Consider the following 15,531-nt stretch of genomic DNA (forward strand, 5'->3'; position numbering starts at 1 on the left):
CAACATCCCCATAACGAGGATAAATTTGGCATTGACTATCAAGCACACTGTTGAGTTCTCAAACAACCGACGCACACATCCGAACCAGAATCTCTTGATCCCGGCCCGCTCAGGGCGACTCGTAAAACTTACCAGATCGATTTCCCTGTCCCAAATCCTCGAAAGTGATCTGAGCCGAAGGTGATTCGACAGGCCCCACCCGATCGAGAGCGCACGAGGCACCCGGTAGATCTTGAGTGGGTTTCCGCCCCGGGACCGGCCAGTCCGCGTGATCCGCGGTTCCGTCCGTGCCTCCCTGTCGGGCGAACAACGAGAACGTTACGTGAGGCGGTCCGGCGAGTCAAAACGAGACGCCCGTGACGCCGACCACACCAGCGCGTTCACCCACCCGAAGACAAAGTGAACACCAGCCCGGTGCGCCCCGGCCCCCAGCGATCCCCCGCTGCAGGGCCCTCGATGGCTCGTGAGCGCCCCCGTTCCCCAAGGAACCGCCAGCAAGCAGGCCATTGAGTAATTTTTGGTTCAGTTTTCTCCCGGCCCAGCGGCGTCCCGCCGCAGCTCGGCCCCGGTGCGACGCCGCGGTGCGACGCCCCGCCGCCTCGGCAGACCGCCGCGTCCGTCACGACGCTGCCGCGGTGCCCGCAGTGTTCTCGGGGGATCCCAGGTTCTCCAGGACCACGGCGAGCCCCTGACCGACACCGATGCAGATCGCCGCCACGCCCCACCGGGCCCGCTCCGCCCGCAGCCGGCGGGCGAGGGTACCCAGGACCCGGGTGCCGGATGCCCCGAGCGGATGCCCGAGGGCGATCGCACCGCCCCAGGTGTTGACGATCGACCCGTCGATCCCCCAGCCGTCGACGCACGCGAGCGACTGCGCGGCGAAGGCCTCGTTGAGCTCGACCGCGCCGACGTCGTCCCACGTGATGCCCGACCGTTCGAGCGCACGGTTGGCGGCGTCGACCGGGGCGTAGCCGAAGTACTGCGGTGCGTTGCCGACGGCCGCTCGGCCGGCGATCCGCGCGAGCGGATCGAGCCCGATCAGGCTCGCCGCCTTCTCGGAGCCAAGCAGCGCGGAACTCGCGCCGTCAGACAGCGGGGAGGAGTTCGCGGCGGTGACCGTGCCGTCCGGCCGGAAACTGGGTTCGAGCGTCGCGAGCTTCTCCGCCGATCCGCCGAGGCGGATCGGTTCGTCCCCGGCAAGCGGCTCCTTGCCCGCGCCGGGGCCGGCGTACGGGACCACGAGGTCGTCGTAGCGGCCGGCCTCCCACGCCTCGTGGGCCAGCCGGTGCGAACGCAAGGCGAACTCGTCCTGGCGGACCCGGGAGATGCCGAACCTCTCGCGCAGGCGCTCGGTGCCCTCCCCCATGGACACGGTCCAGTCCGGCTGCATGCGGTCGTTGACCAGACGCCAGCCGAGCGTGGTGGAGACCATCTCGAGGTTGCCCGCCGGGAATCCGCGCGCGGGCTTCGGGACCACCCAGGGCGCCCGGCTCATGGACTCGACGCCGCCCACGACGACGACGTCGGCGTCCCCGCTCTCGATCGCCCGCGCCCCCTGGATCGTCGCCTCGAGGGCGGAGCCGCAGAGCCGGTTCACCGTGACGCCGGTAACCGAGACCGGAAGTCCGGCAAGCAGCACGGCCATGCGGGCCACGTTCCGGTTGTCCTCGCCCGCCCCGTTCGCGTTGCCGAGGATCACGTCGTCGATCCGCGCGGGATCCAGCCCCGGAGCCCGCGCGACCTGTTGCCCGACCACGAACGCGGCGAGATCATCGGCCCGGGCCCCGGCGAGCGCGCCGCCGTATCTCCCGAACGGCGTCCGGACGGCGTCGTACACGTATGCCTGCACCATCGCACCTCCACGGACGACAAAGGCCCTGACATCAGTGTCAGGGCCGTCATCTGGAAGTGCGCCCGGAGGGATTCGAACCCCCAACCTTCTGATCCGTAGTCAGATGCTCTATCCGTTGAGCTACGGGCGCCTACCGCTCAGCCGCTTCCGGCCGAACGACGAGAACACTACCCGGTCAGCCACCAGTTCCCAAACCGAAATCCCCCGACGTGACCGAGGACACCCCACCAGCCCCCACCCCCCAAAGCAAAACGGCCCCCAGAGGCCCAGAACCTCCCGAGCCCACTCCAGGAAGCCGACGCCAACCGCCCGCAAGCCAAACCTCATGGACAACCCACGTCGAAGGCCGGCGACAACTCAGCTCAAGGGCCGGCAGACCCGCACCCAACCCACGTCATCGGGGGTCCGGGGGCATGCCCCCGGGGCGGGGCGTGGGGGCTCCGCCCCCACAAGAAATGGCGATGGTGAGCCGGTTCTCCGTCAGGAGAACACACTCCACCCCTCACCAGAGCGGAGACGGCGGGATTTGAACCCGCGAACGGCTTGCACCGTTACCACCTTAGCAGGGTGGCGCACTAGACCTGACTATGCGACGTCTCCACGTGACGACACGCCCGTACTGCTGGGAGGCGACGCCCGCGGCGACCAGAGTACCTGGCGCACGGCCCGTCCGGCAAAGCGGATCCCCGCAGGCGGTCGGCTCCAGTATCACGACGGCATTATTGGAGACTGTTTCAGTACTCCGCTACCGTTCCGGCATGGACTACGACTACGACGTCTTGGTCATCGGATCGGGCTTCGGCGGCAGCGTGGCCGCCCTCCGGCTCACGGAGAAGGACTACGCGGTGGGCGTCCTGGAGGCCGGCCGCCGGTTCGCCGATCACGAGTTCCCGGCGAACAACTGGCATCTCAAGGACTACCTCTGGGCCCCCGGGCTCGGCTGGTACGGCATCCAGCGCGTCACGCTCCTGCGCGACGTGCTGTGCCTGACCGGCAACGGGGTCGGCGGCGGGTCGCTCGTCTACGCGAACGTCTCCTACCGCCCGCGCGACGACACGTTCTTCCGCGACCCCGCCTGGGCGGACATCACCGACTGGAAGGCCGAGCTGGACCCGTACTACGACCAGGCGGCGCGCATGCTCGGCGTGACGACCTACCACGGCGACTCCCCCGCGGACCACCTGATCCGCGGGGTCGCCGACGACCTGGGCGTCGCGGACACGTTCCGCCCCACCGACGTCGCCGTCTGGTTCGGCCCGGGCGGCGCGGCGCGCCCCAGCCCCCGGGAGACCTTCCCCGACCCGTTCTTCGGCGGCGCGGGCCCCGAGCGCACGGGTTGCCGGGAGTGCGGCGAGTGCATGACCGGCTGCCGGCACGGCGCCAAGAACTCCCTCGCCAAGAACTACCTGTATCTGGCGGAGCAGGCGGGCGCCGTCGTCCACCCCCTCACCACCGCGCGGACCGTGCGGCCGCTGGCCGGCGGCGGCTACGAGGTCCTCACCCACCGCACCGGCCGACGCCGCGCGGACCGGCGCCGCCTCACGGCCCGCCAGGTGGTGTTCGCGGCGGGCACGCTCGGCACGCAGGACCTCCTGCACCGGATGCGGGCCGACGGCGAGCTGCCGGGGATCTCGGACCGCCTCGGCGCCCTGACGCGCACCAACTCCGAGGCGCTGCTCGGCGCCGTCACCAAGAAGGTGGGCGAGGCCGACTACACGCGCGGGGTCGCGATCTCGTCGTCGATCTTCCCCGACGAGCACACGCACGTCGAGCCCACCCGCTACGGGAAGGGGTCCAACCTGATGGGGGCGCTCGTCACGCCGCTGGTCCCCGGCGGCAAGCCGCTGCGCCCGCTGCGCTGGATCGGCGTCCTGCTGCGCCACCTCGGCTGGCTGCGGGTGCTCGTCGACTACCGCCGCTGGTCGGAGCGCACCGTGATCGCGCTGGTGATGCAGGACCACGACAACTCGCTGACGGCGTACCTGCGGCGCGGTCCGTTCGGCAGGCGCCTGACGACCCGCCGGCCCGATCGGAACGGGAACCCCGAGTGGATCCCGCAGGGCCACGAGGTGGCGCGCCGCATGGCGGCCCGGATGGGCGGGGTGGCGGGAGGGATCGTGACGGAGCCGTTCGGCGCCCCGGTGACCGCCCACATCATGGGCGGCTGCACGATCGGCTCCACGCCGGAACGCGGCGTCGTCGACCCCTACCTGCGCCTGTACGGGCATCCGGGCCTGCACGTCCTGGACGGCACCACGATCTCCGCCAACATCGGCGTCAACCCGTCCCTCACGATCACCGCGCAGGCGGAGCGCGCCTGCGCGCTCTGGCCCAACAAGGGGGCCGACGACGCCCGCCCGCCCCTCGGCTCCGCCTACCGGCGCGTCGAGCCGGTACGGCCGCGTCGCCCGGCCGTACCGGAAACGGCACCGGCAGCCTTGCGGCTGCCGATCGTGGACATCACCTGAGCGGAGGGCGAGGGATTCGAACCCCCGGTGCATTGCTGCACAACGGTTTTCAAGACCGTCACATTAGGCCGCTCTGTCAGCCCTCCCGGGCGCCTGTCGCCAGGCGCCGGACAAGTCTAACGGCGGGCCGTCCCGGAGAGGACAGCCCGCCGTCGGCGTACGAGTGGGCTCAGCCCTGCTTGCCCGCGCGGAGCTGACGCATGGCGAGCTGGACCAGCGCGATGAGCGTCTGCTTCGTCGCCGCACGCGACCGCGCGTCCGTGTACAGCATCGGCACGTGCTCGGGGATCTGCAGCGCCTCGCGCACGTCCTCGAGCCGGTGCTTCGCGACGCCGTCGAAGCAGTTCACGCCGACGACGAACGGGATGTTCCGCGACTCGAAGTAGTCGATCGCGGGGAAGCACTGCTCCAGGCGGTCCGTGTCCACCAGGACGACGGCGCCGATCGCGCCGCGCACCAGGTCGTCCCACATGAACAGGAAGCGGTCCTGGCCCGGCGTACCGAACAGGTACAGCCAGAGGTTGCCGGGCAGCTCCACGCGGCCGAAGTCCATGGCCACGGTCGTGGTGGTCTTGCGGTCGGTCACGCCACCGGCGTCGTCCACGCCGACCGAGTGCTCCGTCATCGCGGCCTCGGTGTTGAGGGGCTCGACGTCGGAGATCGATCCGATGAACGTGGTCTTGCCGACGGCGAAGCCGCCGGCCACCACGATCTTCACGACCGTCGGGGCGGTGCGCTCGCCGGCGGGCTGCGCCGCGGCACCGGTCTGGCCCGCGGGGGGCTGCCGGTGGACGGGCGGAGCCGGCTGCGCGGGCTGTGCCGGGCGCGGTTCGGCGGACGGTGCCGCGGGCGCGGACCCGCCTCCGCCGAGGACGCTCTGGCGGGCCGGCGTACCTGTCGCGGATTCGGACACCGGCGCCCAGTTCGGGCCGGCGCCGGTCCCGTTGCTAGAGGGCGGAAATGCCATTCAGAACACTCTCCAAGACACTGAGCGACAGGCCCGAGTTCGAGCTTCCATGGCCTGTGTGGACATTGACGGGGGTCGAGGTGTGCACCGTGATGTGCCCCTCCTCCTGCATGTCCGCCACGAGGATCCGGACGACACCGAGAGGAAGCCGGAGCAGGGCGGAGAGCTCGGCGATGGACACGTACGTGTGCGCGGCGTGCTGCAGGATCGCGCGCTTCTCGGGCGGGAGGCCCTGACCGTTGACGGCTCCGGGCATCACCTCGACGAGGGCCTCGAGCGGCAGGTCGGACATCGCCGACCGCACGCGGCCCCCGGTGACCGCATAGGGGCGGACCGTCGATGTCTCGTGGACATCGGCGGACCCCTGGGAACCGAATGGCTGTGCGTACGTCATCGTCGTCGCCTCATCCCACGTTGGCGGCTCGGGTCTGACCGTCGACCGGGAGGCTGCCACGCATCTCGGAGATCAGCTGCGGCGTGAGCGTGGCCTCGGTGCGCGAGACGAGCAGGGCCATCTCGTAGCCGATGAGGCCGATGTCGCAGGAGGCTTCCGCCACGACGCCCAGGACCGAACCGTTGGACACGTTCATCAGGAAGAGGAAGCCGTTGTCCATCTCGATGATGGCCTGCCGGACGTTCCCGCCGTTGAGCTGGCGGGACGCGCCCCGGGTGAGGCTCGACATACCGGACACGATGGCTGCCAGCTGGTCGCCGCTGGTGCGGTCGAGCTGATCCGACATCGCCATGAGCAGCCCATCCGCGGAAACCACGAGCGTGTGGCGGCTTCCCGGAACGGTACGCACGAAGTTGTCGAGCAGCCACCCGAAATTCGTTGCTTCGGTGCTGAGGGTCACTTCAGTTCCTCCTAGTCAGAATCCACAGACGCGCATGTCACCGCGACTGCGGCGCTGAGTCAGGGACATCATTCATCGTCGAGAGGGACCACGTCGAGTCCCCGCCGTCGTAGTTGGTTCCGGGATCGTGCTCTGTCCCGCTCTGGTCCACGGCTTCCTCACGGCCACGCGCGGTCGCCGACTGGAACGCCGACAACCGTGAGCGGAGCTGCTCGGGGTCACGCTCGATGCGAGCCGAGTGCTTGCCGTCCGACACCGGGTCCGCTCCCGTGCCTGACGCGCCGCGTTCGCGACGTGTCAGCCCGGCGGGGGCGGTGGCCGGCGCGGCGGCGACGGACTCGGGTTCGTAGAGGCTCGCGCTCTTCACATCGTCTTCCTGGTAAGCCCCCCGGTTCAGGAGGCTCGTCATCTCTTCGTACAGCGTCGCGGACGCCATCCACTCCGACCTCGCCTCGACCGAGTCCCGGACGTAGGAGGGGTCGAGCGGGTTCTGCCCGTCGCTGTCCGCACCCGCCGTATGGCGGGCGAGTGGTGCGGGCTCACCGTACGACGACGGGTCGTACACGGCACCCGTCCCGGCGGAATCGCGCGACTCCGGCCTGGCCGGCGCGGAGGACGGCAGCGAGATCGGTGCCGGCGTCTCGGTCGCCGGAACGCGCGCGGCCGGAGCCGGTGCCCGCTCGGCCACCGGGGGCCGGGTCGCGTCGGCCGGCGGCATCGGCACGGCCTCCGTGGCCGGCCCGGCGACCAGCACCCGCGACGAGCGCGGGTCCAGCGGGCTGGTGGCCGGTGCGGGCGGCTGCACGGGGGCACGGGGGACGGTCAGCGCATCCGGCACGTCGGGGGCGTCGTAGGCGCCAGGGGCAGGCACGACGGCGTGCGCCCGCGTCTCCTCCAGCGCCCGCTGGTAGCCCTCCTGGTACCCGCGCTGGTAGGTCTCCTCCTGCGGGGCGGGCGGCGACGTCGGCGCGGAACCGGCGTGCGATCCGGCGGCGTAGCCGGCCGCGGCGGCGACGCCGGCGGTCGCGACATCCGCGCCCGACGGCACGGGAGCCTCCTGCGGAAGCGCGCCGATCGGTGCCTGGTCCGCGAACGGACCGCCCTCGGGCTGGTAGGCACGGAGCTCACCGGTGGCCGGCTGGCCGGGCCTGCGCCCGAACAGCCCGCGCTTGCCCGCGGGGGGAGCCTTCAGGTCCCGCACCGAGCGACGGCTCGGGAGGTCCTGCATGAGCTCCTCGAACGCCGGCAGCGCCTCGTAGCTCTCGCCCTCGCCCGGGCCGAAGGGCTCGGCGCCGAAGGCGGCGGACGGCGGCACGTGGCCGGGCCGGACCTGGGGCTGCGCGGCGGTCATCGGGCGGGCCGCCGTCGGGACGGCGCTCGTCGGCGGACGGGAACCGCCCGCCGCGGGGAACCGCATGATGTCCGTGTCGGGGCCGCCCGGCAGCGAGGCCGGGTCCGCGGCGACGGGGTCGAGCTGGAGCGACTGGGAGTCACCGCCGTCGGCGTTGCTCAGCGAGCGGAAGCTCGAGAACAGGGCGCTGCGCTGGTCCACGTTCACGGGCGCCGGCGAGGTCTCCTCGAACACCGGCGTGGACGTGGTCGCGAGGTCCTCCTGCTGCTTCTTCGCCGTCGCGCGGCTCGGCAGCGACCGGCCGCGGGAGACCTCCTGCGGAGGCGTCCAGCCGGCTTCCTCGCTCTGCACGTCCCCGAGCTGCGGTGTCTGCAGCTCGGGCAGGACGATGGAACCCGTCGGCGTCGTCTGCATGCCCGTGGCCTGGGAGTTCGCCGCGGGGGACTGCCGGCGCCGCGGCATGCCGAGCGCCGTCGTGCCGTCCGTGAGGGCGTCGAGGTCGACCGGGACCGCCAGCGGCGGTTCGGCCTGCTGCATCGCGCCCGTCATCGGGGCCGGCGTCTGGAACGCCGCCGCCGGGGCGGCGACCTGCGGGCGCTGGGCCGGCGGGGCGGACTCGATGCCGGGGAACGACGTCGTGCCGGGCGCGGCGGGAGCCACCGGGGACACCGGCGCGCCGTTCGGGGCGCCGCCGCCCATGCGTGCCGCGGCGGCCTGCGTCGAGGCCTCCAGCGGGTCGGTCGGCTGCGGCAGCGGCATCGAGCTGTCCGGCAGGAAGAGCACCGCCGGGAAGCGCACCGTGACGATGGTCCCGTTGCCGTCCGAACCGGTGGCGAACTCGACCGACGCGCCGAGGCGGTCGGCCAGGCGGCCGACCACGAAGAGGCCGAGGCGCTGGGCGCCGACGGCGTCCGACGCCGCGTGGCTGGCGACCTTCGAGTTGGCCTCCGCGATCTCCTCGGGCGTCATGCCGAGGCCGTGGTCGCGGACCGTGACGGTGACGAACTCCTCGGTGCGCTCGGTGGCGACCTCCACCGGCGTGTGCGGCTCGGAGAAGTTCGTCGCGTTCTCCAGGAGCTCGGCCAGGAGGTGCGCGGCGTTCAGCGCGTTGTGGCCGAGCATCATCGGGTCGGTCACGAGGTTGAGGCGCACGCGGTCGTACAGCTCGATCTCGGACGACGCCGTACGGATCACGTCGGAGACCGGCATCGGCTGGCGGACGCGACGGCCCGAGTCGATACCGGCGAGGACCAGCAGCGACTCCGCGTTGCGGCGCATTCGCGTGGCGAGGTGGTCCAGGCGGAAGAGGTTCGACAGCGTGGTCGGGTCCTCCTCGGATCGCTCGAGGTCGTCGAGGAAGGCCAGCTGCCGGTTGAGGAGCACCTGGTCGCGGCGGGCCACGTTGACGAACATCTCGGCGATGGACCCGCGCAGGGCCGCCTGTTCCCGGGCGACCTCGATCGTGGTGCGGTTCACGTCGTTGAACGCGGCGGCCAGCTGGCCGATCTCGTCGGAGGACTCGACGCTGATCGGGTCGAGGTTCATCGTCGGGCCCTGACCGGGGACCGACACCTGCTCCACCAGGGTGGGCAGGCGGTCCCGGACGACGCCGGCGGCCTGGGTCAGGCGGCGCAGCGGCGAGACCAGGCGGCGCGCGATGACGAGCGCGGTGATGATCGAGAACGCCAGGGCGCCGACGGCGATACCACCGGTGACGAGGGCCTGGTTGAAGGCCTCCTGGGCCTGCGCCTGGGCGAGCCGCAGGGCGTCCTGGCGGACGCCGTCGCGGACCACGCGGGCCTCCTGGACCCAGGCGTCCGACTCGGTGGCGAACGCCGGGATGAGCGCCCGCTGGTTCAGCACGCCCTCCACGCCGCCACCCTGGAGCAGGATGTCGCGCACCGTGCCCAGGGAGCCGTCCATGGGCGGGGCCTGGCTCTCGCCGGGGAGCTTGTCGAGCGCCTCGTTCGTCTGGTTGAACTGGATGTTGCCCAGGGTGATCTCGTTGAGCGCGCGCAGCTCGTAGGCCGGGTTGAGCTCCTCGTCCTTCTCCTGGGCGACGACCGCCTGGGTGATCAGGTTCGAGATCAGGGGGCGCTCGTATGTGTTCGTGAGCATCAGCTCGTCCAGTAGCTGGTGCGCCCGGATCCGCTCGCCGAGGTCACGGTCCGCGGTGGTGTCCGCGAGCTGGGTCATCACGTTGACGGAGTCGTCGATGAAGATGTTGTAGGCCTTGGTCACCGTTCCCTCGGCGATCTGGCCGTCACGGACCTTCCCCTGCACCTCGGCGACCTCGGTACGGTCGTAGATCGCCTGGTCGATGGCCGCCTGCACGCGGGGATCGAGGAAGTTCGTGCTGAGGGACTTGAACTGCTGGTCCCGCTTGTCCAGCGCGGCGGTGGTCATCTCCTGCGCCGACGGCAGGGCGTACTTGATCTCGCCGTCCTTGTTCTTGACCGGCTCGCCGTTCTTCTCCTCCGGGGTGCCGTTGACGAGGAGCATCTTGGCTCGCTCGGCCTGGCACGGTTCATCCCCGGAAGGGCAGTCCGCGGACGCCAGAATCATCAGCGCGCGCTCCTGTGCGAACGCCGTACCCGCGTCGTCCTGCAGCTCCAGCGCCTCGACGAGTTCAGCCGTCTGCTGCGCGGTCAGAGCACGCTCGATAGCGGTCCAGGTGATGAAGGACGCCGCAATGATCATGACGAGGGCAGGCACGACAAGGGTCGCAAGAACTTTCCCGCGAACTCCCAACCTGCGGAACATGCGTACCTCTCTCCATCACTGTCCGCGACCGTTCTCCCGGCTCGCTCACGCGCGCCCGGCACTCTCTCGCGGAGTGCGTACATGTGACCGACGCCCGGCTAGGCTCCATCGGTGTGCGAGCCGTCACGATATCCGCATCCGGGCACCGAGGGAAACTCTCCCTTTCGACCCTGTCTGACCCGGTACCCGCGGAAGGCGAGGTGCTCGTCGACGTCGCCGCCGCCGGCGTGAACCGCGCTGACCTGCTGCAACGAGCGGGACAGTACCCCCCGCCCGCCGGAGCGCCCGACTGGCCCGGCCTCGAGATCTCGGGCGAGATCGCGCGTGTCGGCTCCGGCGTGTCGTCCTGGCACGCGGGGGACCCCGTGATAGCGCTCCTCGACGGCGGAGGCTACGCGGAGCAGGTCACCGTTCGCGAGACGCAGGTACTGCCGGCACCCCGAAGCGTAGACCGGATCGACGCAGCCGCGCTTCCCGAGGCGTTGTGCACCGTCTGGGACAATCTCGTGACCGTCGGCAGACTCCGCGCGGGTGAATGGGTGCTGATCCACGGCGGCTCCGGCGGCGTCGGCTCGATCGCGATCCAGCTCGCCAAGGCCCTCGGCGCCCGCGTGGCGACCACGGCCGGCGGCCCCGGGCGCGCCGCCCGCTGCGCCGAGCTGGGCGCGGACCTCGCGATCGACCATCGCGCCCAGGACGTCGTCGAGCAGGTCCGGGAGGCCACGGGCGGCGCGGGCGCCGACGTCGTCCTCGACATCCTCGGCGCCGGCTCCCTGCGGGAGAACGTGCGCGCGCTGGCCCGGGGCGGGCGGCTCGTCGTCATCGGCCTGCAGCAGGGCCGCCGGGGCGAGCTCGACCTCGGCGCGGTCCTCGCCAAGCGGCTGACGATCACGGGGACCACCCTGCGCTCCCGGCCCGCGGCGGAGAAGGCCGCCGTCGTCGCCGCCGTCCGCACGCACGTCCTGCCGATGGTCGACGACGGGCGCATCCGCCCCGTGATCCACGACCGCCTGCCGCTGGCCGACGCCGAACGCGCCCATGACCTGCTCGAATCCGGCGACGCGTTCGGCAAAGTGCTTCTCCTTCCCTGAAGAGACGGAACACTGGTGTCATGACGGACTCCGACGAGACAGCACAGAACCGCATCGACGACGCACCCGCCGCGGGCCCCGCCCCGGTGGCCTACCCGCAGGTCGTGAACCCGGACGGGTCACCGGTCACGAGCAGCGGCGACGAGCAGGCAGAGCAGGCCGCGAGCGCCGCGGACGACCGCCCCGGCAAAGACGCCGAGGACATCGTCGGGCAGGTGGAGGAGCCCGCCAAGGTCATGCGGATCGGCGGCATGATCAAGAAGCTCCTGGAGGAGGTTCGTGACACGCCCTTGGACGACGCCGCGCGCACCCGGCTGGCCGAGGTGCACGCGCGTTCCATCAAGGAGCTGGAGGGGGGCCTGTCCCCCGACCTGATGGACGAGCTGCACCGCATCACCCTCCCGTTCAGTGACACGGAGCCGCCGTCGGACGCGGAGATCCGTGTCGCGCACGCGCAGCTCGTCGGGTGGCTGGAGGGCCTGTTCCACGGGATCCAGACCGCGCTGGTCGCGCAGCAGATGGCGGCGCAGGCGCAGCTGACCGGGATGCGGCGGGCCCTCCCGCCGGGCGCGCAGGCAGGGCACGGCCCGTTCCCGCCGCAGGGCCCGGGGCAGGGCGGCGACCAGCAGGAGCGCGGGCCGGGTCAGTACCTCTGACCTCTGCCGGCGCTCCGGTCAGTCCCGGGGCGGCGCCAGGACGATGGCCGCCGAGACGCACAGCAGGCCGACGATCTGGGCCGCTCCGGGGAACTGGCCGAGCATGACGGCGCCCACCACCGCGGCGGTCGCCGGGAGCAGTGCCAGGAGCACCGCGAAGGTGGCCGGCGGGACGCGCCGCAGCACCACCTGCTCCATCCCGTACGGGATCACCGAGGAGCAGACGGCCACGACGACGAGCAGGAGCACCAGGGCGCCGTCGGACAGCACCCGGGGCGCGTCGTGGGCGAGGAACGGCGCGGAGAGCAGCGAGCCGGCGGCCATGCCGACGGCGAGTCCGTCGACGCCCGCTCCGACGCGCGCCACCCGGCGCCCGAACAGGATGTAGAGGCCCCAGCAGGTCGCGGCGGCGGCGATGGCGCCGAGCCCGATCGCGGCGTCGGACGGCGACAGGCCGGAGTCCAGGGTGACGCCGGCGAGCAGGACGACGCCGGCGGCGGCGGCCGCGATGGCCGCCCGCGAGCGCAGGCCCCGCCCGGTGAGGGCCGCCACGACGACGGGGCCGCAGAACTCGATCGCGACGGCGGTGCCGAGCGGGAGGTGCTCGATGGCGAGGTAGAAGGTGAGGTTCATGGCGGTGAGGACCGCGCCGAACGCGACCGACCAGCCCAGGTCGTGCCGTGTCCAGGTGCGGCGCCAGGGCCGGCGCCAGAGGAGGAGCACGAGGGCGGCGAACGCGATCCGCCACCAGCCGACCTCGCCTGCCCCGAGCGTGGCGAAGAGCCCCACGGCGACTCCCGCACCCGCGTACTGCGTCAGCCCGGACGCGATGAACACCACGGGTGCGGGGACGCGTTCGAGCACGGCGGTCAGGGAGGGGAGGCTCACCGCCGGACCCTAACCCACCCGGCCGGGGCGGGGCCTCCGGTCGCGCGGCGGGGTCGCCGCGCGCGGGATCACAGGTCGGCCGGGTCGACCAGGAACTCGTCCTCGTCGGCAATCTCGCCGCCCACCGCCTTGTGGAGCGCGGCCGCGACGCGGACCACGAGCTCGGCGGCGCGCTTGCGGGCGACGCGGTGGCTCATGCCGGGCTGTTCCTGGTTGGCCTCGATCTGGTCGGTGGGTTCCCAGTGCACGCGGTAGCGGACGGCGCCGTCGGCGGTCCACGGCAGGCCGCGGAGCACGGGCGGGAGGTGTTCCTCCCCGGCGACCTCGACGGCCACGATGCCGTCCACGCCCAGCTCGATGAGCAGGCCGTAGCCGTGCAGCACCTGGGGTGCCCGCAGGGCCGCGATGTCGAACTCCTCGGCGGTGGCGTGGAGCTTCCTGCGATGCTCCGGGTCCATCTTCTCGCCGGGGTACAGGGGCTTGTCGGCGATGCCCGCGGGCGGGCCGCCCCATTCGACGCCCTCGGTCTCGAGCCGGGTGCGCGAGTGCAGCGGCCGGACGGTCGCGAGCGCGGCCTCGGGTTCGAGCCAGACGCTCGAGTACACGGACAGGTCGACGGCCGCGTCGGGGTCGGGGGTCAGGACGACGCCGGTACCCGGGCGCGGGCTCGCGCCGGCGGACGCCGTCGGCTCCCAGAGGCCTCCGACGTCGACCCGCAACGTGCCGTTGAGTCGGCGCGCCACGGCGACGAGCCAGGTCACGAGGCGCCCCTCCTCGCGTTCGGGCAGGCCCTGCGGGAAGGCGCGTCCGACGCCGTCGCGGTCGCCGATGCTGAATGGTGGCGCGCCGCGCTCCCGGTGGCAGACGACGTCGAACACCATCGCGCTGCCGGGCGGCAGCCCGGCGTCGAAGCCGTCGCCGCGGGCCGCGTACGGCCCGGTGAGCGTCGCGTGCCGGGAGACCCGCAGGATCCCGGGCGCGGTGCCCTTGGCGCGCGGGCCCTGGGGGGCGCCGGCGCCGTCGCCCGGCCCGCTCCCGGCGGGCGTGACGTCCCAGCGCGTGGCCGCGAACCGGGACATCGCCAGGACCTCGAGCTCGTCGACGACGACGTCGCCGGGGACCGCTAGCAGGTGCCGCGCCTGATGTGCCTGGGCCGCGCCGCGCGGCAGGGGCGGGTACTCCATGCCGGAAGCCTAGCCCTGTGGACGGAGCGTCTCGTCCACCGTCCGTCACACGGGGGTGTGGTGGAACGACTTCCACGAGCGGGACGCCGTCGGACCGCGTTGTCCCTGGTAGCGCGAGCCGTAACGGTCCGAGCCGTAGGGGTGCTCGGCCGGGGACGAAAGGCGGAAGAAGCACAGCTGGCCGATCTTCATGCCGGGCCAGAGCGTGATGGGGAGCGTGGCGACGTTGCTCAGCTCCAGGGTGACGTGGCCGCTGAAACCCGGGTCGATGAAGCCGGCGGTGCTGTGGGTCAGCAGGCCGAGGCGGCCGAGGGAGGACTTGCCCTCCAGGCGGGCGGCGACGTCGTCGGGCAACGTGACGGTCTCGTACGTGGAGCCGAGCACGAACTCGCCGGGGTGGAGCACGAACGGCTCGCCCTTGTCGACCTCGACGAGGCGCGTGAGCTCCGGCTGCTCCTCGCGCGGGTCGATGTAGGGGTACTTGTGGTTGTCGAAGAGCCGGAAGAACTTGTCGAGGCGCACGTCGATGCTCGACGGCTGGATCATCTCCGCGTCGTACGGGTCCAGGGCGACGCGCCCGGCATCGAGCTCGGCACGGATGTCACGGTCGGAGAGCAGCACGCGCACACGCTACCGGGCGCCGGGTGCGAGGGCCCGGCGTGCCCGGTCCGCGGGTTCCCGGGGTCAGTCGGCCAGGGGGCGCTGCTTGGCGTCCTGCGACCAGTAGCCCTTGCGCACGACCAGGTAGAGGATGCCCTCCACGCCACCCCAGAGCGCTCCGACCCACGGCTGCGTGGCCAGGGTGCTGATGATCGTGACCGCGAGGATCAGGAAGCCCAGCCCCTTGTAGCCCAGGTAGAAACGGTGGGCGCCGATCCCGCCGAGGAAGATGCCGAGCAGGCCGGTGACGATGCGCGACTTGCCCTTCACCTTGGGGTCCGGCGCCTTCGGGGCCTGCGGCGCGGCGCCCGGGAAGTTGACGGGGCGCGTGTAGCCCGACTCGACACGCCGGCCGCCGGGGAGCGGGAGCGTCTCGTTGAGGGGCCGTCCGCCCGGGACCTGGACGGTCTTGTCGTAGTCGATCGCCTCGGTGGGCTCGTCGTTCGGGTGGTGCCTGTTCACGGCGTCTCCAGTCGCGGGGGTGTCGCCGGCTTCGGCTGCCTGACGACGTGGGTTATGATCGGGGCGCACACCGGTTCGGATCGGGCGCTCCCCCCATCGTAGGGTGGGCGAACCCCTCTGAACCAGGACGTTGCGGGTGTAGTTCAATGGTAGAACTTCAGCTTCCCAAGCTGATAGCGCGGGTTCGATTCCCGTCACCCGCTCGGGACGATGGGCGATCTGTGTTCGGTGGTGACCGAACCGGGTCGTCCCTCTTGTTTTTTGCGGGGGCGGAGCCCCCGCGCCCCGCCCCGGGGGACTGCGTCCCCCGGACCCCCTGCCGCCGGCGAGGTCCG

General features: G+C 71.9%; 12 protein-coding genes and 4 tRNA genes. 4 read left to right on the top strand and 12 right to left on the bottom strand.

Features of this window, described 5'->3' with window-relative positions:
- Window positions 1-619: 619 nt before the first annotated feature.
- The 3 genes from ABD208_RS10315 to ABD208_RS10325 all read right to left on the bottom strand — a co-directional run bounded on the left by ABD208_RS10315 (window position 620) and on the right by ABD208_RS10325 (window position 2,452).
- Window positions 620-1,852: a thiolase family protein gene (locus ABD208_RS10315; RefSeq protein WP_344102320.1), complete on the bottom strand. Its 1,233-nt coding sequence runs from the start codon at window positions 1,850-1,852 to the stop codon at window positions 620-622.
- 57 nt (window positions 1,853-1,909) lie between these two features.
- A tRNA-Arg gene (locus ABD208_RS10320) sits at window positions 1,910-1,982 on the bottom strand.
- 381 nt (window positions 1,983-2,363) lie between these two features.
- Window positions 2,364-2,452 (bottom strand) — tRNA-Ser (locus tag ABD208_RS10325).
- A 158-nt stretch (window positions 2,453-2,610) separates the two neighbouring features.
- On the opposite strand from ABD208_RS10325, the gene ABD208_RS10330 reads away from it, so the two are divergent.
- Window positions 2,611-4,320: a GMC family oxidoreductase N-terminal domain-containing protein gene (locus tag ABD208_RS10330; protein ID WP_344102323.1), complete on the top strand. Its 1,710-nt coding sequence runs from the start codon at window positions 2,611-2,613 to the stop codon at window positions 4,318-4,320.
- A 1-nt stretch (window position 4,321) separates the two neighbouring features.
- Here the strand turns inward: ABD208_RS10330 and ABD208_RS10335 are convergent.
- The 5 genes from ABD208_RS10335 to ABD208_RS10355 all read right to left on the bottom strand — a co-directional run bounded on the left by ABD208_RS10335 (window position 4,322) and on the right by ABD208_RS10355 (window position 10,207).
- Window positions 4,322-4,406 (bottom strand) — tRNA-Ser (locus tag ABD208_RS10335).
- 83 nt (window positions 4,407-4,489) lie between these two features.
- Window positions 4,490-5,038 carry a GTP-binding protein gene (locus ABD208_RS10340; RefSeq protein ID WP_344103220.1) on the bottom strand — a complete coding sequence of 183 codons (549 nt, stop codon included), beginning with the start codon at window positions 5,036-5,038 and terminating at the stop codon, window positions 4,490-4,492.
- A 229-nt stretch (window positions 5,039-5,267) separates the two neighbouring features.
- Window positions 5,268-5,681, bottom strand: a complete 414-nt coding sequence (locus ABD208_RS10345) for a DUF742 domain-containing protein (protein ID WP_344102326.1) — start codon at window positions 5,679-5,681, stop codon at window positions 5,268-5,270.
- Between the two features lie 10 nt (window positions 5,682-5,691).
- A complete protein-coding gene (locus tag ABD208_RS10350) occupies window positions 5,692-6,141 on the bottom strand; it encodes a roadblock/LC7 domain-containing protein (protein WP_344102328.1) in 450 nt (149 codons plus the stop codon).
- 37 nt (window positions 6,142-6,178) lie between these two features.
- Window positions 6,179-10,207: an ATP-binding protein gene (locus ABD208_RS10355; RefSeq protein ID WP_344102330.1), complete on the bottom strand. Its 4,029-nt coding sequence runs from the start codon at window positions 10,205-10,207 to the stop codon at window positions 6,179-6,181.
- 161 nt (window positions 10,208-10,368) lie between these two features.
- Between ABD208_RS10355 and ABD208_RS10360 the strand changes: the two genes are divergently transcribed.
- Entirely contained in the window at window positions 10,369-11,346 is a 978-nt protein-coding gene (locus tag ABD208_RS10360) for an NAD(P)H-quinone oxidoreductase (protein ID WP_344102332.1), read from the top strand.
- 20 nt (window positions 11,347-11,366) lie between these two features.
- Window positions 11,367-12,002 carry a bacterial proteasome activator family protein gene (locus ABD208_RS10365; RefSeq protein ID WP_344102334.1) on the top strand — a complete coding sequence of 212 codons (636 nt, stop codon included), beginning with the start codon at window positions 11,367-11,369 and terminating at the stop codon, window positions 12,000-12,002.
- A gap of 18 nt (window positions 12,003-12,020) precedes the next feature.
- On the opposite strand, the gene ABD208_RS10370 is transcribed toward ABD208_RS10365, so the two are convergent.
- The 4 genes from ABD208_RS10370 to ABD208_RS10385 form a co-directional block, all read right to left on the bottom strand.
- A complete protein-coding gene (locus tag ABD208_RS10370; RefSeq protein ID WP_344102336.1) occupies window positions 12,021-12,890 on the bottom strand; it encodes an EamA family transporter in 870 nt (289 codons plus the stop codon).
- A gap of 68 nt (window positions 12,891-12,958) precedes the next feature.
- Complete coding sequence (locus tag ABD208_RS10375; protein ID WP_344102338.1) at window positions 12,959-14,074, bottom strand: hypothetical protein; 1,116 nt, start codon at window positions 14,072-14,074, stop codon at window positions 12,959-12,961.
- Window positions 14,075-14,119: 45 nt separating this feature from the next.
- Window positions 14,120-14,695, bottom strand: a complete 576-nt coding sequence (dcd, locus tag ABD208_RS10380; protein ID WP_344102340.1) for a dCTP deaminase — start codon at window positions 14,693-14,695, stop codon at window positions 14,120-14,122.
- 63 nt (window positions 14,696-14,758) lie between these two features.
- On the bottom strand, window positions 14,759-15,196 hold the full coding sequence (locus ABD208_RS10385; RefSeq protein WP_344102342.1) for a TM2 domain-containing protein: 438 nt from the start codon (window positions 15,194-15,196) through the stop codon (window positions 14,759-14,761).
- Window positions 15,197-15,328: 132 nt separating this feature from the next.
- Between ABD208_RS10385 and ABD208_RS10390 the strand changes: the two genes are divergently transcribed.
- Window positions 15,329-15,399 (top strand) — tRNA-Gly (locus ABD208_RS10390).
- Window positions 15,400-15,531 lie beyond the last annotated feature (132 nt).

The sequence above is a fragment of the Myceligenerans crystallogenes genome, from assembly GCF_039529775.1.
GTDB lineage: Bacteria > Actinomycetota > Actinomycetes > Actinomycetales > Cellulomonadaceae > Myceligenerans > Myceligenerans crystallogenes.

What these genes read in the sequence shown, in the direction of transcription:
- ABD208_RS10315 (WP_344102320.1), bottom strand. Translation starts at nt 1,852, where the DNA reads ATGGTGCAGGCATACGTGTACGACGCCGTCCGGACGCCGTTCGGGAGA.
- ABD208_RS10330 (WP_344102323.1), top strand. Translation starts at nt 2,611, where the DNA reads ATGGACTACGACTACGACGTCTTGGTCATCGGATCGGGCTTCGGCGGC.
- ABD208_RS10345 (WP_344102326.1), bottom strand. Translation starts at nt 5,681, where the DNA reads ATGACGTACGCACAGCCATTCGGTTCCCAGGGGTCCGCCGATGTCCAC.
- ABD208_RS10365 (WP_344102334.1), top strand. Translation starts at nt 11,367, where the DNA reads ATGACGGACTCCGACGAGACAGCACAGAACCGCATCGACGACGCACCC.
- ABD208_RS10375 (WP_344102338.1), bottom strand. Translation starts at nt 14,074, where the DNA reads ATGGAGTACCCGCCCCTGCCGCGCGGCGCGGCCCAGGCACATCAGGCG.